At 60.2% G+C, this 18,344-nt stretch carries 22 protein-coding genes and 1 tRNA gene; 15 read left to right on the top strand and 8 right to left on the bottom strand.

All coding sequences use genetic code 11. From position 1 onward, the window contains the following. The coding region (locus tag GOW72_RS18900) for a hypothetical protein (RefSeq protein WP_217358182.1) at window positions 1-245 on the top strand (245 nt) is incomplete at its 5' end. Window positions 246-527: 282 nt separating this feature from the next. Here GOW72_RS18900 and GOW72_RS17500 read toward each other — a convergent pair. Then, on the bottom strand, window positions 528-1,853 hold the full coding sequence (locus tag GOW72_RS17500) for a D-alanyl-D-alanine carboxypeptidase family protein (RefSeq protein WP_425328552.1): 1,326 nt from the start codon (window positions 1,851-1,853) through the stop codon (window positions 528-530). A gap of 354 nt (window positions 1,854-2,207) precedes the next feature. Next, a complete protein-coding gene (locus GOW72_RS17495) occupies window positions 2,208-2,909 on the bottom strand; it encodes an HAD family hydrolase (protein ID WP_170367766.1) in 702 nt (233 codons plus the stop codon). A 92-nt stretch (window positions 2,910-3,001) separates the two neighbouring features. Here GOW72_RS17495 and clpS point away from each other — a divergent pair, with 92 nt between their 5' ends. From clpS to hemF, 4 genes are read left to right on the top strand one after another with little or no spacing between them, the layout of a single operon-like run. Next, window positions 3,002-3,343 carry an ATP-dependent Clp protease adapter ClpS gene (gene clpS / locus GOW72_RS17490; protein ID WP_093963054.1) on the top strand — a complete coding sequence of 114 codons (342 nt, stop codon included), beginning with the start codon at window positions 3,002-3,004 and terminating at the stop codon, window positions 3,341-3,343. Between the two features lie 39 nt (window positions 3,344-3,382). Continuing rightward, window positions 3,383-4,348, top strand: coding sequence for a class I SAM-dependent methyltransferase (locus GOW72_RS17485; RefSeq protein WP_170367764.1), 966 nt, complete (start codon window positions 3,383-3,385; stop codon window positions 4,346-4,348). A 37-nt stretch (window positions 4,349-4,385) separates the two neighbouring features. Then, complete coding sequence (locus GOW72_RS17480; protein ID WP_170367763.1) at window positions 4,386-5,186, top strand: SDR family NAD(P)-dependent oxidoreductase; 801 nt, start codon at window positions 4,386-4,388, stop codon at window positions 5,184-5,186. An 8-nt stretch (window positions 5,187-5,194) separates the two neighbouring features. After that, window positions 5,195-6,079, top strand: coding sequence for an oxygen-dependent coproporphyrinogen oxidase (hemF, locus tag GOW72_RS17475; RefSeq protein ID WP_170367761.1), 885 nt, complete (start codon window positions 5,195-5,197; stop codon window positions 6,077-6,079). Between the two features lie 4 nt (window positions 6,080-6,083). Here hemF and GOW72_RS17470 read toward each other — a convergent pair whose 3' ends face one another. Next, the gene (locus GOW72_RS17470) at window positions 6,084-6,494 is read right to left on the bottom strand and encodes a hypothetical protein (RefSeq protein ID WP_170365228.1); all 411 of its coding nucleotides are present in this window, start codon (window positions 6,492-6,494) and stop codon (window positions 6,084-6,086) included. A 192-nt stretch (window positions 6,495-6,686) separates the two neighbouring features. On the opposite strand from GOW72_RS17470, the gene GOW72_RS19075 reads away from it, so the two are divergent. The 3 genes from GOW72_RS19075 to GOW72_RS18990 are packed head-to-tail and all read left to right on the top strand — an operon-like array spanning window position 6,687 to window position 7,199. Further along, window positions 6,687-6,815: a hypothetical protein gene (locus tag GOW72_RS19075; RefSeq protein WP_280525669.1), complete on the top strand. Its 129-nt coding sequence runs from the start codon at window positions 6,687-6,689 to the stop codon at window positions 6,813-6,815. 15 nt (window positions 6,816-6,830) lie between these two features. Beyond that, entirely contained in the window at window positions 6,831-6,983 is a 153-nt protein-coding gene (locus GOW72_RS18995; protein ID WP_244952466.1) for a toxin-activating lysine-acyltransferase, read from the top strand. A 39-nt stretch (window positions 6,984-7,022) separates the two neighbouring features. Then, window positions 7,023-7,199: a hypothetical protein gene (locus tag GOW72_RS18990; protein WP_244952465.1), complete on the top strand. Its 177-nt coding sequence runs from the start codon at window positions 7,023-7,025 to the stop codon at window positions 7,197-7,199. 9 nt (window positions 7,200-7,208) lie between these two features. Here GOW72_RS18990 and modC read toward each other — a convergent pair whose 3' ends face one another. Genes modC through modA form a run of 3 tightly spaced genes read right to left on the bottom strand, consistent with a single transcriptional unit; the run spans window position 7,209 to window position 9,776 of the window. Then, window positions 7,209-8,306 (bottom strand): molybdenum ABC transporter ATP-binding protein, encoded by a 1,098-nt coding sequence (modC, locus tag GOW72_RS17460; protein ID WP_170367759.1) that lies wholly within the window; start codon window positions 8,304-8,306, stop codon window positions 7,209-7,211. Continuing rightward, entirely contained in the window at window positions 8,303-8,995 is a 693-nt protein-coding gene (gene modB / locus GOW72_RS17455; protein ID WP_170342025.1) for a molybdate ABC transporter permease subunit, read from the bottom strand. Before modB ends, modC begins: the two co-directional genes overlap by 4 nt. A 4-nt stretch (window positions 8,996-8,999) precedes the next feature. Beyond that, window positions 9,000-9,776 carry a molybdate ABC transporter substrate-binding protein gene (gene modA / locus GOW72_RS17450; RefSeq protein WP_170367757.1) on the bottom strand — a complete coding sequence of 259 codons (777 nt, stop codon included), beginning with the start codon at window positions 9,774-9,776 and terminating at the stop codon, window positions 9,000-9,002. A gap of 240 nt (window positions 9,777-10,016) precedes the next feature. Between modA and GOW72_RS17445 the strand changes: the two genes are divergently transcribed. The 3 genes from GOW72_RS17445 to GOW72_RS17435 all read left to right on the top strand — a co-directional run bounded on the left by GOW72_RS17445 (window position 10,017) and on the right by GOW72_RS17435 (window position 12,333). After that, window positions 10,017-11,270 carry an aminotransferase class V-fold PLP-dependent enzyme gene (locus tag GOW72_RS17445; RefSeq protein WP_170367755.1) on the top strand — a complete coding sequence of 418 codons (1,254 nt, stop codon included), beginning with the start codon at window positions 10,017-10,019 and terminating at the stop codon, window positions 11,268-11,270. A 77-nt stretch (window positions 11,271-11,347) separates the two neighbouring features. Further along, window positions 11,348-11,423, top strand: a tRNA-Val gene (locus tag GOW72_RS17440). A 157-nt stretch (window positions 11,424-11,580) separates the two neighbouring features. Beyond that, window positions 11,581-12,333 (top strand): outer membrane protein, encoded by a 753-nt coding sequence (locus GOW72_RS17435; RefSeq protein WP_170365240.1) that lies wholly within the window; start codon window positions 11,581-11,583, stop codon window positions 12,331-12,333. Window positions 12,334-12,470: 137 nt separating this feature from the next. On the opposite strand, the gene GOW72_RS17430 is transcribed toward GOW72_RS17435, so the two are convergent. Beyond that, the gene (locus GOW72_RS17430) at window positions 12,471-13,406 is read right to left on the bottom strand and encodes a mechanosensitive ion channel family protein (RefSeq protein WP_170367752.1); all 936 of its coding nucleotides are present in this window, start codon (window positions 13,404-13,406) and stop codon (window positions 12,471-12,473) included. Between the two features lie 58 nt (window positions 13,407-13,464). Then, a complete protein-coding gene (locus GOW72_RS17425) occupies window positions 13,465-14,280 on the bottom strand; it encodes a response regulator (protein WP_170367751.1) in 816 nt (271 codons plus the stop codon). Window positions 14,281-14,337: 57 nt separating this feature from the next. On the opposite strand from GOW72_RS17425, the gene GOW72_RS17420 reads away from it, so the two are divergent. From GOW72_RS17420 to GOW72_RS17405, 4 genes are read left to right on the top strand one after another with little or no spacing between them, the layout of a single operon-like run. Next, the gene (locus tag GOW72_RS17420) at window positions 14,338-14,562 is read left to right on the top strand and encodes a NepR family anti-sigma factor (protein WP_244952464.1); all 225 of its coding nucleotides are present in this window, start codon (window positions 14,338-14,340) and stop codon (window positions 14,560-14,562) included. Further along, entirely contained in the window at window positions 14,555-15,100 is a 546-nt protein-coding gene (locus tag GOW72_RS17415; protein ID WP_170367748.1) for an RNA polymerase sigma factor, read from the top strand. The genes GOW72_RS17420 and GOW72_RS17415 overlap by 8 nt, the downstream gene beginning before the upstream one ends. Before the next feature lie 6 nt (window positions 15,101-15,106). Beyond that, window positions 15,107-16,867, top strand: coding sequence for a sensor histidine kinase (locus GOW72_RS17410; protein WP_170367746.1), 1,761 nt, complete (start codon window positions 15,107-15,109; stop codon window positions 16,865-16,867). Then, window positions 16,845-18,341, top strand: coding sequence for a phospholipase D family protein (locus tag GOW72_RS17405; RefSeq protein ID WP_170367744.1), 1,497 nt, complete (start codon window positions 16,845-16,847; stop codon window positions 18,339-18,341). Before GOW72_RS17410 ends, GOW72_RS17405 begins: the two co-directional genes overlap by 23 nt. Window positions 18,342-18,344: the final 3 nt, after the last annotated feature.

Genomic DNA, 18,344 nt, shown 5'->3' with positions numbered 1-18,344 from the left:
GCGTCTCAACCGTCTTTCCAGTCCGTCAGGCCGTCCATCCGACCAACCAACACCGCCTCAGCAGCGCCGGTGAAGGGCGTTCTAAGGATAACTACAAATCACCGCAAGCAGAAAATGACAAACTGCCGAACTTTTTTGCTGATTTTATTTTTATCAATGCTTGTCAGATACTTAGACAACAGCCACCTAGCTCCACCGTTGGGAATTTCACCCCCGTAGATCAAGCCCGACCCGCTGGTTTCTAAGCCCGACCTCACCAGACCACTATATATAGCGAAAGCGCCCGGACATCACCACAAGAACACTCGACTCGCGCCCCATGAGTCGACTCACTCTGTGCCCGATTGGCGGCTCGGAACGCACAAGCGTTGGTGCGCCGAACACAGCGTATTGCGCCTCCCCCATGTACTTGACGCGCACAGCGCCATTGGCCTCCGGCCGGACCGAATGACCACCCCACTCAAGGCACAAAAAAGGCCGCGAAATCCATTCGCGGCCAGCAACGATCCAGGAGAGAGTGTCGGACCTTATGATGGCCCGATCATGAAACAGGTGACATTGCGCGCCTTCAGGCGGCGGCAGGCCAGATCCGCCTGCTCGCGGGTCATGCCCTGGAAGGTCGCGTCGAACCCGCGTGAACTCTGGTTCACTTTGCGCAAAGTACCCTCCAGCGTCGTCATTTCCGACAGAGCCGTTTTCAGCAAAACCTTCTCGGCCTCGTAGCGGGTGGTGTAGCGCCCGACATTGACGCCCCAAAGATGCCCGCCCGACGTGGACAGACGGGTAACGACTTCCTGCTCGGGCTCGGCCACGACTTCTGCGGGCTCGGTCGATGCAAGCACAAGGTTCTCGGGGCGCAGGGCCGGACGCGTGTCGGCATTCTCGACCGGAGGCGCCGTCGGCGCGATATCCGCTGCGGCGATCGCTGCGGCGATGCCGTCTTGAATACGTGTACCGTTCTTGGCGGCGGTTTCAGCCACGGCGCCGGCAACCTGAATGGCAACCCCTGCCCCAGGTCGCATCACAGGTCGAAGGCTGCGCTGTGGTGCGCGGACCGCACTGGCCAATTGGGTGGCGCCACCCAGCCCAGTATTCCCGGCATATGCCGGACGGGCAGGTTTGCGGATCGGAGCGCGCGACGGGGCGCGCCGGAATCCCATATCCAGCAGCTCGGCCACCTTGGCGTTGCGCGAGGTGCTGGATTTGCCGCCGAACACGGTTGCGATGATCCGTTTGTCCCCACGCTTGGCCGAAGCAACAAGGTTGAAGCCCGCAGCGCGCGTGTACCCGGTTTTGATGCCGTCCGCGCCCCGGTAGGCTGCCAGCAGCCGCCGGTTGGTGTTCGGAACAGTCTTGATCCCCGCATGTGTCGATTGGCGTGAAAACAGGTTGTAATACTCAGGATAGTCATAAAGCAGGTGACGACCCAGCGTGGTCATGTCACGCGCCGTTGAAAGATGGCCCGCTTCGGTCAGCCCGTGTGCGTTCTTGAAGGTTGTGCGGCTCATGCCCATGGCCTTGGCCGTGCGGGTCATACGGCGCGCAAAGGCGGCCTCGGATCCGCTGAGAGCGATGCCGATCGCGGTCGCGGCGTCATTGGCCGATTTCACAGCGGCCGCGCGGATGAGATAACGGAATGCGATGGTCTGGCCCGCCCGCAGGCCCAGCTTGGAGGGTGGCTCGGCCGCCGCGGCCTTGGTGATCCGCACTTGGGTGTCCAGTGTGATCTCACCGTTCCGCACCGCTTCGAAGGCGATATAGAGGGTCATCATCTTGGTGAGAGAAGCAGGGTGCAGCCTGGTATCGGCGTTGCGGGAATGCAGAACCTCTCCGGTTCTGGCGTCGATGACCATTGCCGCATAAGGAGCCGCAAGCGCCTGAGTCGCCAGGACAAGCGCAATCCATATCACTGTGACTACGAGCAAGCCCGCCCGCGCCGGAACTATCCGCCGAATCTGCACGATCTTTGCCTCTGTCTGCCTCGCGCCGCCGAGTTTTCCCGGTCAGCCTTTTTGATTATTTGGTCGAGGCTAACACACAGCACTGCTGAAATAAACCGAAAGCTGAAAAATCCGCGGCAGCGGCTCTGCTCGGTGGCGTCTAGATGTTGCGGCCCAACGGATGGCCGACACCAAAACGGCGAAGATGTCAGAAAGTTGGCGCGGCTTCGTCGTGAAAATTTGAAACTGGGGCCAATCTGTCACAGGTCAGGAGATCTGCCGGACCAAATCAGGAAGATCTCCCAAATCGCGTATCTCCCGAAAACGGGGATGGCTTGTCGGGATTTCGGCCTGCTCGATCTCCCACACCAGACCGTGCGGTACGTGCACGCCCCAGCACCCCGCCTGGATCGGCGCGACCACATCCGACCGCATCGAATTGCCGACCATCATGGCACCGGCAGGTGACTGCCCCATCCGCCGAAAGACTTCGCGGTAGGTGTCGGGCGTCTTTTCCGACACGATTTCGACCGCGTCGAACAGTTCACCCAATCCCGATTGGGCCAGTTTGCGCTCTTGATCAATGAGATCACCCTTGGTGATCAGAACAATACGATGGGTGCCTGCGATTGTCTCGACCGTTTCCCGCGCGTGAGGCAACAGCTCGATCGGGTGGGACAGCATCTCCTGCCCGGCTTCGATCAATTCGCGGATGACCCTGGCCGGTACCCTGTCTTCCGTTACCTCGATTGCTGTTTCGATCATCGACAGGACAAAACCCTTGATGCCGTACCCATAGTGGCGGATGTTGCGCTTCTCGGCCGCCAACAACCGCTCCATCAGATGGTCACGGTCCGCATGATCCGCCAGCAGCGCAGCAAAATGCGCTTGGGTCAGCTGAAAGAAACGCTCGTTGTGCCACAAGGTGTCGTCAGCGTCGAAAGCGACAATGGTCAGGTTTTCATCCATTTCGAATCCGCCCGGTTGCTCTTTCCTCTGGGTGGGTCGACGTTATATAAGCCCTGAAACGACCCGAAGTGTGAATCGGAAAATCTCGCGACATGATTGAAGCCCGTTGGATGATGGCTGGCAAATCGGAAGACGATGGCGACACGTCAATCCTTGTTCAGACCAAGCCCAAGACCAAACGACCGCCCTTGTACAAGGTGCTGCTGTTGAACGACGACTACACGCCCATGGAATTCGTGGTGCATGTGCTCGAGCGGTTCTTCGGGATGTCCCATGCGCAGGCCTTCGAGATCATGTTGACCGTGCACAAGAAAGGTGTAGCCGTGGTCGGCGTATTCAGCCACGAGATTGCCGAGACCAAGGTTGGGCAGGTGATGGATTTCGCTCGTCGGCACCAACACCCGCTTCAATGCACCATGGAGAGAGAGGAGTAGGGTCGCGACGCGCGCCTCTGCCCCCTTCAACCCGCTCTGATGTCCTCACGATTGTCTCTCGCCCTCGACTCGGGCCTGACCCTGTCGGAACCGATATCGGTCATTGGACCGACGCCGGATCATGACCTGTCGGCGCTGCCGAACGGTGTCGAGATTGTTCAACCTTTCAAACCATTCCACGACCATTTCCGGGACCGCGGCTTTGCAGCTGTGCCCGAAACCGACAGCGCCTGCGAAGACGTGGTTCTGTTTCTGCCCCGCGCCAAAGCGCAGGCACGCGCCATGATCCATCATGCGTGCAGCCGGGCCTCGGGAACGGTTGCCGTTGATGGTGCCAAGACAGATGGCGTGGACAGCTTGCTGAAGGACGTTCGCAAGCGGGTCGAGATCGAGGGCCCCATCGCCAAGGCGCATGGCAAGATCTTCTGGTTCAAGGCCGATCCCGACGCATTTGCAGACTGGGCCGCGCCCACAGGACAGATGGCGGATGGCTTCCAAACCGCGCCCGGGGTGTTTTCGGCCGACGGGGTCGATCCTGCTTCGGCACTGTTGCGCCAGACCCTTCCACCAAAGCTTGGACCTCGGGTCGCCGATCTGGGTGCCGGGTGGGGCTATTTGTCCTCCGGGCTGCTGCAGGATGACACTGTGCGCACGCTGCATCTCGTCGAAGCCGACCATACTGCCCTGACATGCGCCCGGACCAACGTGCCCGACCCAAGGGCACAGTTCCACTGGGCAGATGCGGTGACGTGGTCTGCGCCAGAACCCGTGGACACCGTTGTCATGAACCCGCCGTTTCACACGTCGCGCAGCGCCGATCCCGACCTGGGGCGTGGGTTCATCACCGCCGCCGCGCGCAACCTGTCCCGCTCGGGCCACTTGTGGATGGTCGCCAACCGCCATCTCCCCTATGAAACGACTTTGACTGACGCGTTTGCGCGGGTCGAGGAAATTGCAGGCGACAACCGGTTCAAGGTATTCCACGCCTCTCGCCCTCGGCGGTGAAGCCGATTAACCTGCGCCGCGACTCAGGAGGAAACACATGTCCTTTTCCATAGCCGGCAAGACCGCCATCGTTACCGGAGGCGCCAACGGCATCGGCCTTGCCATCGGCCGTCACTTTGCCGATGCGGGCGCCAACGTGATGTTCGCCGACATGGACGAGAAACGTCTGGCAGAAGAACTGGGCGAACAGGCCGACGACAGCAACGTCCGCTACTTCGCCGGTGATCTGCGCGAAAAGCTGACGATCGCCAACCTCCTTTCGGCCACTCTGGATGCATTCGATCAGGTCGATATTCTGGTCAACGGGGCCAGACAGGTCATCCCGACGGATCCGCTGGACCTGGAAGACGACTCGGTTCGCACCCTTCTGAACCAGAACCTGATGCCCGCCCTGCGGCTGAGCCAGCTTGTGGCCAAGCGGATGATCAAACAATCCGAGAATCAGGAAGAGGGACCGAATGGTTCGATCATCAACCTGTCCTCGATCGCCGGTCAGCGCGCGCATCCAGGCCTTTTGGCCTATTCGGTTTCCAGCGCCGCGCAGGACCAGTTGACCCGGTCCCTAGCAGTGGCGCTTGCGCCTCATCGGATTCGCGTGAACTCGATTGCGTTGGGGTCGGTCATGAGCGCATCACTGCAGGCCACCCTGAAAGACAATCGGGACTATCGGCGGGACATTGAGGATCATACCCCACTGGCCCGCATTGCCGCCCCGGCCGAGCTGGCCGAAACGGCGCAATACCTTGCCTCGGACGCGGCTGCGTTCATTACCGGGCAAGTCCTGACAATTGACGGTGGACGGACCCTTTTGGACCCGGTTGCCGCCCCCGCGCATTGAGCCTGACGATGTTTGAAACGGAAAAATCCACCGCCTCGGCCTGGTTTCGCCAGTTGCGCGACGAAATCGCCGCGGCCTTCGAGGCTTTGGAAGACAGCCACCACGCGGGGCCGTTTTCCGATGCCCCCGCCGGGCGGTTCGAAGTCAAGGAAACTCGACGCCAGTCTGAGGATGGCTCGGACGCGGGCGGTGGGCTGATGTCGGTCATGCGCGGTGGCCGCGTGTTCGAGAAGGTCGGCGTCAATGTCTCGACCGTCTACGGCACGCTCGGCGAGCGGGCACAACAGGCGATGGCCGCGCGCAAGGGCATCCCCGGTATGGCCGACGACCCGCGGTTCTGGGCCTCGGGCATCAGCCTTGTGGCGCATATGCAAAACCCGCATGTCCCGGCCGTTCACATGAACACCCGCATGTTCTGGACGCCGCATGCCTGGTGGTTCGGCGGCGGATCCGACCTGAACCCCTGCATCGAGTACCCCGAGGACACGGCGCATTTCCACGCCACGCAGAAGGCGCATCTGGACCCGCACGGACCAGGGCACTATCCGCGCCTCAAGGAGTGGGCCGACGAGTATTTCTACATCCCGCACCGCAAGCGCGCCCGGGGCGTCGGCGGGATCTTCATGGATGATTACTGCACCGGAGACTGGCAGGCCGATTTCGCGCTGACCCAGGACATTGGCCGCGCTTTCCTGCCGGCCTTTCTGCCGCTGGTCGAAAAGCGGCGCGTGCAGCCCTTTACCGAAGCGGACAAAGACACCCAGCTGGTGCACCGCGGGCTCTATGCCGAATACAATCTGGTCTATGACCGGGGCACGAAATTCGGGCTGGAAACCGGGCATGACCCAGACGCAGTGCTGATGAGCCTGCCGCCGCTGGCCAAGTGGGTCTGAGACGTCAGAACCCGAAATCCATGAAGTTGTCGTAGCAGTAGTTCTGCGCTGAGGACGCTGACATGTTCTCGCCCACCCGCTTGACGGTGATTGAATAGCCGGGGGTGGTATCCACGCCCGGCGGCGGCTTCAACGAGAATTGCACGGTTCGGACACCCGGCTCGTAAGCCCTCCAGATGTAGATCCGTTGCGAACCGGGGACACCCAACTGCCGAATGGCGAAATCGCCGATCCCGCACCAGTAGTTGACAGGGGCTGACGACCCGATTGCCTTGACCTCGTACACACCGTCTCCTACGGATCTTATCTCGGTGCGGTAGGTCGGGCGGACGCCGATGCCGAACCCGACAGCTTGTGCGGCAATTGGAGCCAACAGTGTTGCAGACAGAACCAGGGCTGAAATCAAATGCTTCATCAAAACTATCCGCCAAAAAACCGGGTTGTGCCAATCATAGGCCGCATGTCCATTGAGTAAAGCCAAACCCGGTCACCTTTGGAAACAGGCCGCGCCCACACGCCCTCTCAGCTTCGGCGGCGACAGAAAACAAGTACCATTTCAAGATTTTGCCCGATATACTGCCGATGTCCCAAGGGGTTGAGGTCAGGTTTGAGCAGAAAATTTCCAAAGGACTGGTTTGATATCTCTCCCGAGAAATACGCCGATTTCGGCGCGCTCTTCTACCTTGCCGGGCTGACCAAAACCCACCAGCAACGCAGCCTCGCCCAGGTTCTGTAAGCATTCGAAACGCCTTTGCGGCTGGGGCAGTATCACATCTTTCGCCAAAACGGATTCCCGCGCGGTTTCGTGACCTTTGCCGGGCTCAGCCCTGAAGCGGAATACCGATATGCGGTGCAGGAAAAGCCTTTGATGGATACTGATTTCACCAGCGGTTCATCTTTCTGAATCGTCGATTTGGTCGCACCTTTCGGACAGACCAACCAGATGGTCGAGATTCTGAAACGCGAGATTCCGCACCCGAGGGTGCGCACGAACCGCATGGACAGCGACATGACCCGAAACCGCATCGTCGAATGGACCCGGGATGAGGCCGGCAAGGTCCATATGAAGCTGTACCGGAAAAAAGAGTTCTCGCAGCTTCTGAAAGAACAGGGTGATTGACCCTGCCGCCTAAGATTTGGCGACCCGTCCACCGACATCCTGCGGTGCCAGCGCTACGGTCTTGACGACCGCGTGGCACGGTTTGCCGGGCTGCAACGCCAGGGCATCGACCGACCGGCGCGTCACACGGGCCAGCAGCGTGCCCGCCGGTGTTCGGACCGAAACGATCGCCCCTGGCCCTTCGCCCGCGCGCACGGACTCGACGGTGCCCTGCAGGACGTTCAGCGCCGACAGACCCTCGGGCTTTCGGTCCGACAGTATGACTTCCTGGGCGGGGATGCGGATCCGAAGCGTGTCGCCAACCGAATGCGGGATGCGCGGCAGGAACAGTCGGACACCGTTTGCCGTCAGTTCCGTCAGGCCGTCTTCGTGATGCGCGGCCACACTGACCTCAAGCACCGCACCCACAGCCCGCACACCTGTCGGCGCAACCGAGGGATCCGCCAGCACTTCGGAGGCCGGTCCCTGCCGCAGCACCTTGCCGTCCTGCAGCGCCACGACCGAGGTGGCAAGGCGGGCCACTTCGGCCGCAGAATGCGTGACATAGAGAATCGGCACCGAGACCTCGTCCCTCAATCGCTCGAAATAGGGCAGGATCTCGGCCTTTCGCGCTTCATCCAACGCAGCGAGAGGTTCATCGGCCAGGATCAACCGCGGACTTGCCAGCAGAGCACGGCCAATGGCGACACGCTGCTTTTCACCGCCCGACAGGTGGGCGGGGCGACGGTCCAGCAGGTGGCCGATGCCCAGCATCTCTATCACGTGATCGGGGTTTTCACGGCGCGCGCCCCGGGGAGCGAACCACCGGCCGTACGACAGGTTTTGGCGCACGGTCAGGTGCGGGAACAAGCGGCCTTCCTGAAAGATATACCCCAGCCGGCGGCGATGCGGCGGCAACCAATGGCCTTGCTCGGTATCGAACAGCACCCAATCATCCACCGCGACCCGCCCAGCCTGGGGGCGCAGCAAACCGGCCACAGCATCCACAATGGTGGTTTTGCCCGACCCCGATCGTCCGAACAGAACCGTCACACCCCGCGGCGCCTGGAACAGGATGTCCAGGTCAATGCCCGGCAGGCGGTGGCTTATCTGCACGGACAGGCTCATGTTCCGGCCACCCGGGCCGCTGCGCGACGCCCCACATATTCCGACAGAAGCAACGCCCCCATGGCGATGACGATCGAGATGATGACCAGCCGCATCGCGGCACTCTCACCGCCCGGCACCTGAAGGAAGGCATAAACGGCCGACGGCAGAGTCTGGGTCTGGCCGGGAATGTTCGACACGAAGGTGATCGTGGCTCCGAACTCGCCCATCGCCTTTGCGAAGGCAAGGATTGCCCCTGCGATGATCCCCGGCAAAATCATAGGCAAAGTCACGGTGACAAAGACAAAAGGTTGCGATGCCCCAAGCGTCGCTCCGGCCTGTTCCAGTTTTGGATCAACCGCCTCGATCGACAGGCGGATTGCCCGAACCATCAGCGGAAATGCCATGATCCCGGCGGCCAGTGCGGCTCCGGTCCAGCGGAAAGCCACAACGACGCCCAGATCAGCCAGCACCCGACCAACCGGGGCTTGTACGTTGAAGGTCAGCAACAACAGATAACCGGTCACGACCGGTGGCAGGATAAGCGGCAGATGCACCAGACCGTTCAGCACTTGTCGGCCGGGAAACCTCCAGCGGGCCAGTGCGTAGGCGACGAATATCCCGAGTGGCAGCGAAACGATCGTCGCCCAGAAAGAGACGCGCAGAGACAGCCGCAACGCTTCGATCTCGGCGGGGCCCAGCCAACCCATGGCGCTATCCGTGCGGCAGGGTGAAACCCTGCGCCTTGAATATGCCGGTCGCCGGTTCGCTCTGCAGGTAGTCGAGGAAGACATGCGCCTCAGGCCGTGCAGTCGCGGTCAGGGCCGCGGGATAGACGATCACCGGGTGCGTGCCTTCAGGGAAAATTCCGACCACATCCACCCGGGCCTCGGCCTGCGCATCGGATCGGTAGACAACACCCATTGGTGCCGCGCCGCTTGCGACAAGCGCCAACGCCGCGCGCACGTTGTCGGCCTGAGCCACCTGATCCTGAACATCGTTCCACAGGTCCAGGGCAGTCAGCGCGGCCTTGCCGTAGATTCCGGCGGGAACCGCATCAACGAGGGCCATCGCCAGATAGCCGCCTTTCAACTGACCGCTCAGATCGAAGTCCGGCGTAAGCGTCTGTTCGCTGGGCTGCCCTGCGCGCGCAATCAGCACCAGCCCGTTGCCCACAAGATCGACGCGCGACGCCGGGTCGATGTCTCCGTTCCGCTCAAGAACATCCATCCAGGCGGTATTGGCCGAAATATACAGATCGGCCGGCGCGCCCAGCTGAATCTGCCGGGCCAAAACGGAAGAGGCTGCGAAGGAAACCGTAACCTGTTGACCTGTCGCGGCCTCGAATTCCGGAGCGATCTGGTCCAGCGCGGTCTTGAGACTGGCCGCCGCGAACACCAGGACCTCAGCCGCCGCAACCCGAACCGGGGCAACCAACGCGCCGCAAACGGCGGCAACCGCAACAAGACGGCGGCATGTGTCGAACTGCATCCCCGGCTCTCCTGTTCGGACGGTCGCACTGCTTTTGGCATATCGGAGGCAGCGGGCCGCAGGCAAGGTGTATTCCCGCCGGCGTGCCATGCAGAGTCCGGAATCAATTGGTCTTTCCGGCGTCGAAAGAGTAAGCCCGGAGAAAAAGGCGGCATCCCAAACCCGCAATCTGTCGCAAACGAAATTGATGTCGCGAACTCGCAAGACGAGTCTGGGCATGAACCAAACAGGACGTACACCATGCTGCACCAAACCCCGGGATTGATCGACACCGTTCGCGCGCGGTTTGCCCATGTGGACAGCTGCCCCTTTCAGGGTCCCCGCATCTTTTTCGAAAATGCCGGCGGCGCACTGACCTTGAACTCGGTGGTCGAAACCTCGGCCCGTTTTGCGGCCATCCCGGACAATCAGGGGCGGGACAACCCCGCCAGTCACGCGTTGGTCGACATCATCAGCCGTGCCAAGGCAGATCTTGCCGTGTTTATGAATGCGCCTTCGGGGCAGTTCTTCGTGGGTGAAAGCGGAACAGAGCTGCTGTTCCGCATGATCCGCACGGCCTGCGTGAATGCGCCAAAAGGGGCAAAGGTGATCGGCAGCTCGATCGAACATCCCGCCAGCCGCAGCGCCGCGCGCCGCTGGGCGGGCCTTGCCGGATTGGACTATGTGAACGTGCCGCATAACGACGCGACAGGTTTGGTTACGGCCGCAGATTATTCGGCCCACATGACACCGGACGTCGCGGTCGCCACGATCCTGCACGCTTCGCCGGTGACGGGAATGGGAATGGACGTGGCTGAAATCTCGCGCGCGATCCGGGCGGTGTCGCCGGATTGTTTCATCATCGTCGATGGCATCCAGCACGCAGCACACGGACAGTTGGATATCGACAGCTATAAAGTCGATGGATATGCGATTTCACCCTACAAAGTGTTTTCCCGGCATGGCTACGGCATTGCCTGGATCTCCGACCGGCTGACCGCCCTGCCCCATGACCAACTGATTGACGCGCCCGCTGATGGTTGGGAATTCGGCACGCGCGATACCGGCGCCTACGCCACGATGTCCGACGTGGTTGCCTATTTCGACTGGCTGGGCGGCCAGGTGTCGGATGCCCCTGACCAACGCACCAGAATCGAGGCCGCCGGCCAGGCGATTCATGCCTATGAGACCCATCTGACCAACGCGATGATCAACGGCGTCAGCAACCTGCCCGGCCTGCGCGATATGGATCACGTCGCGATTCTGGCCGGAGAAGACAACCCCGCCCGCGAAGGACTGGTGTCGGTCGTGGTCCGCGACATGCCCTCGACCGACGTGGTCTCGCGCCTGAACGCGCAGGGCATCCGAACCCACACCCGCAAGGCCGACCATTACAGCGGGAACGTGCTGAACCCGTTGGGCTTGTCCGATTGCATCCGGATTTCGCTGTGCCACTACAACACCGAGCACGAAGTTGCGCAGCTGCTGACCGCATTGAAGGACATGAATCCCTGAGACACACAGCCACCGGCGCAGAAATTCTGAAAGACCCTCTTGCGCCGGCCCACCAGCTTGGCTAAATCCCCCCTCACGGGTGATTAGCTCAGTTGGTAGAGCGCTTCGTTTACACCGAAGATGTCGGGAGTTCGAGTCTCTCATCACCCACCATCCCAACCTCTTCTCCATTTTCAGTATTTGCGCGGGTATGACCTGCGATTTCCGGCTCGTCGCGCCAACCCATGCACAAATCAAAATACTATTTTGGTTTGCCGGCAGCCTCCTTTATTGTGGGTCAAAGCCAAAACGGGCTCACCGGAGGGACATCATGAAGACGGTACGGATAGCGAAACCCCTGATGCTTGGCCTGTCGCTGGCGATTTCAGCAGCGACCTCGGCACTCTCTCAGCAGTCCGACTGGTCCTATTCGGCCACGATCTACCTGTTCACCCCTGAAACCGAAGTGTCGTTGGACACACCGGCGGGAACCTTGGATGGCACACTCAGCTTCTCTGACGCGCTGGAAAACCTCGACCTGGCGTTCATGGGCACGTTTACCGCGTCGAACGGCCGTTGGTCGTTCCTTGCGGACTACAACTATACGAACCTGTCCTTCTCGAACGAGACTCCCGGACCGGCAAGTTCGGGTCTGGACACATCGTTCAAAACCCAGTTCCTGAGCGGCTATGTCGGCTACCGCGTCCTCGAAACGCCAACAGCCAGCGTCGATCTGGCTGGCGGGTTCAGATGGTTCAGCACGGAAACAAAGTTCAACCTGTTGCCCGGAACAGCGCCCGGCAATCAGACCTCGGTCGACAGCAGCTGGACTGATCCGGTGATCGGCGTCCGTGCCCGGGTCGCGTTTTCGGACAAATGGTCGGGAACCGGGTTCCTGGATTACGGCGGTTTCCGCAGCGACAGCGAAACCTGGCAGGTCCTGCTGACTGCGGACTATGCGATCAACGACCGCTGGCTGCTACGCGGCGGGTACCGATACATTTCCTTTGATCACGACATCAATGGCAATGACTTCAGCTTCCACCAATCCGGTCCGGTCATTGGCGCAACCTACCGATTCTAGGGTATTTGCCACCCACTAGGTGACGCTCGACATGCAAAGCCCGTCCTGCGACGCATAAATACTGTCTTTCGGCACCCCGATGACGTTCGCTTTTTTGGAGTTCCGGCTTCAGACCCCCCTAAGATCAACAGTCAAGGTTACTCTGCCGCGATCGCCTTCTCTTGCCGTCTCTCGACGTCTTCGATCAGCAGCGTGCGGGTCGGAAACGGAATATTGATATCGGCTTCGTCCAGTGCCTCTTTCACTTTGCGCTTCATGTCTGCCTGGTACTGGAAGTAGTCCGAAGACTTGCACCAAACGCGGACAAGAAAATCGACGCTGCTACTGCCAAGATTGTTAACTTGGATGAACGGTTCGGGGTCAGCCAACGAACGGGCGTCCGACATGATCGTCTCGCGAATGACGCGCTCGGCCTCCGCCAAGTTGACGCCGTATCCAACACCGAACGTCCACTCGGCACGACGGGTTTCATAGACGGAATAGTTCTTGATGGTGTTTCCCCACACCTCGGCGTTGGGAACTATAACCTTGACGTTCCCCATATCCGCAATTTCGGTGTAATTAAGGGTGATATCTTTTACGGTTCCGAGCACGCCGTTCACGTCGACGAAATCGCCGATCTTGAGCGGCCGGAACAGGATGATCATCACGCCGGCTGCGACGTTGGACAATGTGCCTTGCAGGGCAAGACCAATGGCCAAACCCGCGGCACCGATCAGCGCGATGATCGACGTCGTCTGCACCCCGAACGTGTTCAGAATGAACAGCCCCGTAAACGCCAGGATCGTATAGCGCGCCAGATTGCCAAGAAAGTTGAAAAGCGTGTCGTCAAGACGTTCCGATTTTTCACCGACGCCCCGGATCTTTCGGCTGACATATCTTGAAATCACAAGCCCAAGAACCAATAGGATCAGCGCGGCGATCGTGTTCGCGACGAGGCCAAGAAGGGCCTCGAGCGTCAGCAGGTCGCTCAGCGATTTCCCGTCATACAGCTCGGTATTCAGAACTTGCGACAGTTCGGCCCAAACGGTGTTCGTCACGGTCTCTGCGGTCTGTGCAATCTCGTTTTCCATGGTGTTCCTCGAATTTCATCGCCTGAGTTTGGGTGTCTTGCAGCGCGGCCCTGCCGCGTCAGACCTCGATCACGGCGCTAGAGGCAAAGAACATGGCCTGGCTGACGGCCGATTTGACCTGTTCTTCGGTGTATGGTTTGGAAATCAAAAAGGCGGGTTCGGGGCCTTTGCCCGTCAGAAGGCGCTCGGGGAAAGCGGTAATGAAAATGACGGGGCAATCGCCGTGCTGGGCAATGATGCGGTTCACCGCATCGATTCCGCTGGATTTGTCCGCCAGTTGGATGTCCGACAAGATCAAGTCGAACGGCTCGCGCTCGGCCAGGTCAATGGCGGCCGTCTCGGTGCGTGCGACCCCAGTGACTCGGTGGCCCAGGTCGGTCACCATCGTTTCAAGATCCATCGCGATGATTGCTTCGTCTTCGATGATCAAAATGCGGCCAGAAGTGTGCCGGGCCATTTCCTCGTAGGCGATTTCGATCAGCTTCTGAGCCTCGGCGGGTTCTATCTGCATGATCGCGGCGATATCGCTGACCGAGAACTCTTCGACCGTGCGCAGCAGCAAGGCCTCGCGCGTGTTCGGCGTCAGTCGTGCCAACTGGGCGTGGGCGCGCGATTGAATGTCGGAACTGCCGCCATCGGCGTCAACGGTCATTCCCGACGTTGACCAGATACCGTGAAAAACACGAAACAGCGCGACACGCGGCGTGAGATCGGCATCGAACTGGGCGGGATCTGCAAGGATCGCCTCAAGCGATGCTGCGGCGTAGGCGTCGCCACTGTCCTGTGAGCCGGTGAGGGCACGGGCATAACGGCGCAGAAACGGCAAGAGCGGGCCAATTTGATCTGCGACGGAAACTCCGGTCAGCTCAGTCATCTGTGTTTTCCTCATTTTTTTCTCTAAACTCGGGAACCAAACGCATACTGGGGCGTTATGGTTCCAGCAAAAGTAAAAATTTTTGATGATGCCATGACAAAACCACAGCCAAGCCGAAGCCATCGGCAAGAAATAGAGCAAAGGATCGACGAGAACCTCAAGCGGGCTTTCGATGAGGTTGCCAACGAACCGGTTCCGGACCGGTTCGTCGATCTTCTTGAAAAACTGCGCAATCAGACCAGTGTCTCCAAAAGCGGTGACACGGGAGGCTCGGATGGTTGATCCGCGAGAAGAGCTCGTCGAACATATTGGCGCGATGCGTGCCTTTGCGATCAGCTTGTGCCGAAACGGCGCCACGGCCGATGACATCGTGCAGGACGCATTGATTAAGGCATGGAGCAATATCGACTCGTTCCAAGAAGGCACCAACATGCGGGCTTGGCTGTTCACCATCGTCCGGAACACCTATTTTTCTCTGCACCGCAAACGCAAGCGCGAGGTCGAGGATATCGATGGTGTCATGGCGGAGAGCCTGTCGCAGAAGCCCGACCATGACGGACGTTTGGCCTTGAAGGATTTTGCGGTTGCTTTTGAGCAGTTGACGGATGAGCAGCGCGAAGCGTTGGTGCTGGTCGGTGCACAAGGGTTTTCCTATGAGGAAGCAGCCGAGATGTGCGGCGTCGCCCTTGGAACGATCAAAAGCCGGGTGAACCGGGCCCGCGCGCAACTGGCCGAACTGATGGATTTGGAAGATGACGAACCCATCGAATTGACCGATGCGGTAACGGCGGCAATCGTTCAGACGCAACCGGCGGCCTGACGATCAATGGATGCGAAGCCGCGCAGCCTGACCGTTTATCTTGCCGCGCTGGTCACCTTGGCGCTTCTGCCGCTAGGGCTGATTGCGGTATTGCAGACACGCGCTGTTATTACCGAGGCCGACGAAAGATCGCGGGCCTCAGTGCTGGCGCGCACGATTGAGGCTGCCAGCCGGGAACGGGAGCTTCTGCAGAAAGCTGTTGGTGCAAGTTCGGGACTCACAGCCGCGCTTGCCGAGGGAGGCTTGGACAATGCTGCTTGTTCGGACCTCATGCGCCGGTTCGTCGAACGCCAGCCCGAGTTCGTATTTGCCGGGTTTATTCAGCCAAACGGGGTCATGGCCTGCTCGACCGTCGAGCGAGCCATCGATTTGTCGGACGCGCCCGGTTTCGGGCAGATCTCGGAAAATCCGCAGCTTACGTTTTCTGTCAATCGTGCCGGCGCGGCGACCGGGCAATCGGTGATCATCGTGACCCAGCCGGTCCTTAACAGGACCGAACTTGTGGGGTTCGTTTCCATCTCGATACCGCATGCGTTGGCGCGGACGCCCTTGGATGTTGGCAACATTGACAGCGACGTCGTCATCGCCCTTTTCGACGCGACCGGAGAAGTGCTGTCGTCAAATGTCGGCCTGGACGCGGTCCAGCAATTCCTGCCGCCCGTGCAGGAAAATCTGTTGGTTCTGTCCAGTTCCGGCAAGACCTTTTCCGCCAAGACGGTCGGAGGCGAGGATCGGGTTTTTGCAGTTGCCACCATCATTCCGGGCGAAGTTGCCGTAATCGGCAGTTGGCCGCGCGAGGCGGCTCTGGCCTCTGTTGGTGCAGGCAGTACGGCCCTGACCATTGCGTTTCCCATCCTGATGTGGGTTACCGGACTGGGAGTTGCCCTGTGGGGCCTGCATCGATTGGTGATCCGGCATCTCGACAGCTTGCGTTCCGCCGTTCGTCGCTTTGCCTTGGGCGAGCGCGACCCGATTGAAAGCCTTGCGGGCGCGCCGCAGGAGTTTCAGCAAATCCAGACTGCATTCAACCGCATGGTCTTGTTGATCCGCGAGGCTGAGGCACAGCACGAACGGGATCTTGTCGAAAAAACGCTGTTGTTGCGCGAGGTTCACCATCGTGTCAAAAACAACCTGCAACTGATCGCTTCGATCATGAACATGCATTTGCGCAAGGCTGAAACCCCCGAGGCCCGGCGCTTGCTGGAACAGTTGCAGCGTCGGGTTCGCGGCCTGGCCATGGTGCACCAAACCTTGAACCAGAACTCGCAGATGACGACGATCAACACCGAGGCTCTCATCGGGCATTTGGTGGCCGAACTGGCGCATCGACCGCCAATTCTGGGTCAGGTGGTCGAGGTCGACTGCCGGATCGCGCCGGTCGAACTGGGGCAGGATCAGGCCGTCACGATGTCGATGCTGGTGGCCGAGGCGCTGACGAACGCGGTCAAATACGTAGGCGTACCGCAGGACGGACCGCCGACAATCTCGGTGGAATTAACCCGACCCGAGGAGAGCATCTTGCATCTGAAAATCTCCAACACGCGCGGGCAGACAGACGACGGTGCGGATTTGTTCCACAGTGGCGGGATCGGTCAACGGCTGATGCAGGCCTTCCTTCGCCAATTGGACGGTTACGAAACCATAACCGAGACATCATCGCATTATGTATATGAGGTGACGTTCGAAATCGCCGAAGTAGAAGGGGATAGCGAACCACAGACCATTGCGGATGAGAGAGGCGGTGATGCCCGTGCCGCAGCAGAATGACTTTGAGGTCCTGATCACGGCCGAGCAAGCCTGGCCCGCCTTGGAAAAAGCGGTTCTGGAGGCCCGGCACCAGATCAAGGCAAGTTTTCGGATATTCGATTTCATGACACGGCTGCGCAGCGATGAGGCGCGCCGGATTGGCGATACCTGGTTTGACCTGATCGAGCATGTCATCCGCAAGGGTGTCTCGTTTCATCTGGTCATCAGCGATTTCGATCCGATCTTTGCGACCGAGTTGCACGAACTGAGCTGGCGCACCAAACGGCAGGCAATTGCGCTTGCGGAAATCCTTGGCCCAGATCTGGCCGCGCGCTTGAGCGTTCGCGTGTCCATGCATCCCGCGCAGGCCGGCGCATTGCCTTGGGCCACGCTGTTGCCCGCGGTTTTGCGAAAAAAGGCGCAGCGGATGCAGGAACTGTCCCGCGAACGACGCGAACGGCAGGCGGTACGGCTGGGGTCGGACATGTTGCCCCGGCTTCACACCGTGTCGCACCATCAGAAAGTCGCCGTGATCGACAATGAGGTCTGCTACCTCGGCGGATTGGACTTGAACGAAAGGCGCTTTGACACGCCGGATCACGATCGTCTGGCCAAGAACACCTGGTCAGACGTTCAATTGCTGGTCCGCGGACCCGAGGCCGCCGAAGCCGCGCGCCATATCGACCGGTTCGAACAGGAAATCGCAACCGGACAACCTGACCCCCGACCGACCCATCTGCGCCGTACCCTGTCCAGCCCGCGCCGGTTTGCGTTCTGGCGGTTGTCGCCAAAGACCATCGCGCATGAAATCGAGGATGAGCACATCGCTGCCTTTCAAGCGGCGCGGCAACTTCTGCACATCGAGACCCAGTATTTCAGATCAACCCGGCTGGCCGACGCCTTGGCTGAGGTGGGCCATTCCAAGCAGGATCTGAAACTGGTGCTTGTTCTGCCAGCCTTGCCCGAGGAAGTGGCCTTTGGCGGGCATGACGGACTGGACGCGCAATACGGTTTGGACCTGCAGGCCAAATGCCTGCAGATCATCCAGCAGGGGTTCCAAAACCGGGTTTCGGTGTCGACCCCGGTCCAACCGATTTCGGCCAGTGGGGCTGATGCCAGCGCTGAAGTTCTGAGCGGGTCTCCGATCATTCACGTTCACAACAAAGTTCTGGTGGTGGATGACAGCCATGCCCTGGTCGGGTCCGCCAACCTGAACGGACGGTCTTTGCGGTGGGACACAGAGGTCGCCCTTCGGATCACCGCCCGGCAGCGGGTCGCGGTTCTGCGGCAGGCCTTGGTGGACCATTGGTGGTTCTCGGACGATCTGCGCAGACAGATCGAGCCCGATGCCACGTTCGACTGGTGGGGGCGAGAGGTTCAGGCCAACGGCGTGCGGCGCCCCGAAGCGCGCAGCGGTTTCCTGGTCCCGCATGACGCAGACGTTGCGCGCGATATGCGGCAACCGCTGCCAGGGGTAACTGAAAACATCGTCTAGGTG

It is taken from the genome of Ruegeria arenilitoris, from assembly GCF_013032855.1.
In the GTDB taxonomy this organism is placed as follows: Bacteria; Pseudomonadota; Alphaproteobacteria; order Rhodobacterales; family Rhodobacteraceae; genus Ruegeria; species Ruegeria arenilitoris.
Note: the sequence above shows the minus strand (reverse complement) of the source record. Positions and strands in the feature narration are given on the sequence as shown.

Excerpts from the sequence above, each read along its gene's own strand:
- GOW72_RS17500 (WP_425328552.1), bottom strand. The coding sequence starts at position 1,853 with ATGGTCATCGACGCCAGAACCGGAGAGGTTCTGCATTCCCGCAACGCC.
- GOW72_RS17495 (WP_170367766.1), bottom strand. The coding sequence starts at position 2,909 with ATGGATGAAAACCTGACCATTGTCGCTTTCGACGCTGACGACACCTTG.
- clpS (WP_093963054.1), top strand. The coding sequence starts at position 3,002 with ATGATTGAAGCCCGTTGGATGATGGCTGGCAAATCGGAAGACGATGGC.
- GOW72_RS17485 (WP_170367764.1), top strand. The coding sequence starts at position 3,383 with ATGTCCTCACGATTGTCTCTCGCCCTCGACTCGGGCCTGACCCTGTCG.
- GOW72_RS17480 (WP_170367763.1), top strand. The coding sequence starts at position 4,386 with ATGTCCTTTTCCATAGCCGGCAAGACCGCCATCGTTACCGGAGGCGCC.
- hemF (WP_170367761.1), top strand. The coding sequence starts at position 5,195 with ATGTTTGAAACGGAAAAATCCACCGCCTCGGCCTGGTTTCGCCAGTTG.
- GOW72_RS17470 (WP_170365228.1), bottom strand. The coding sequence starts at position 6,494 with ATGAAGCATTTGATTTCAGCCCTGGTTCTGTCTGCAACACTGTTGGCT.
- GOW72_RS18990 (WP_244952465.1), top strand. The coding sequence starts at position 7,023 with ATGGTCGAGATTCTGAAACGCGAGATTCCGCACCCGAGGGTGCGCACG.
- modC (WP_170367759.1), bottom strand. The coding sequence starts at position 8,306 with ATGAGCCTGTCCGTGCAGATAAGCCACCGCCTGCCGGGCATTGACCTG.
- modB (WP_170342025.1), bottom strand. The coding sequence starts at position 8,995 with ATGGGTTGGCTGGGCCCCGCCGAGATCGAAGCGTTGCGGCTGTCTCTG.
- modA (WP_170367757.1), bottom strand. The coding sequence starts at position 9,776 with ATGCAGTTCGACACATGCCGCCGTCTTGTTGCGGTTGCCGCCGTTTGC.
- GOW72_RS17445 (WP_170367755.1), top strand. The coding sequence starts at position 10,017 with ATGCTGCACCAAACCCCGGGATTGATCGACACCGTTCGCGCGCGGTTT.
- GOW72_RS17435 (WP_170365240.1), top strand. The coding sequence starts at position 11,581 with ATGAAGACGGTACGGATAGCGAAACCCCTGATGCTTGGCCTGTCGCTG.
- GOW72_RS17430 (WP_170367752.1), bottom strand. The coding sequence starts at position 13,406 with ATGGAAAACGAGATTGCACAGACCGCAGAGACCGTGACGAACACCGTT.
- GOW72_RS17425 (WP_170367751.1), bottom strand. The coding sequence starts at position 14,280 with ATGACTGAGCTGACCGGAGTTTCCGTCGCAGATCAAATTGGCCCGCTC.
- GOW72_RS17420 (WP_244952464.1), top strand. The coding sequence starts at position 14,338 with ATGGTTCCAGCAAAAGTAAAAATTTTTGATGATGCCATGACAAAACCA.
- GOW72_RS17415 (WP_170367748.1), top strand. The coding sequence starts at position 14,555 with ATGGTTGATCCGCGAGAAGAGCTCGTCGAACATATTGGCGCGATGCGT.
- GOW72_RS17410 (WP_170367746.1), top strand. The coding sequence starts at position 15,107 with ATGGATGCGAAGCCGCGCAGCCTGACCGTTTATCTTGCCGCGCTGGTC.
- GOW72_RS17405 (WP_170367744.1), top strand. The coding sequence starts at position 16,845 with ATGCCCGTGCCGCAGCAGAATGACTTTGAGGTCCTGATCACGGCCGAG.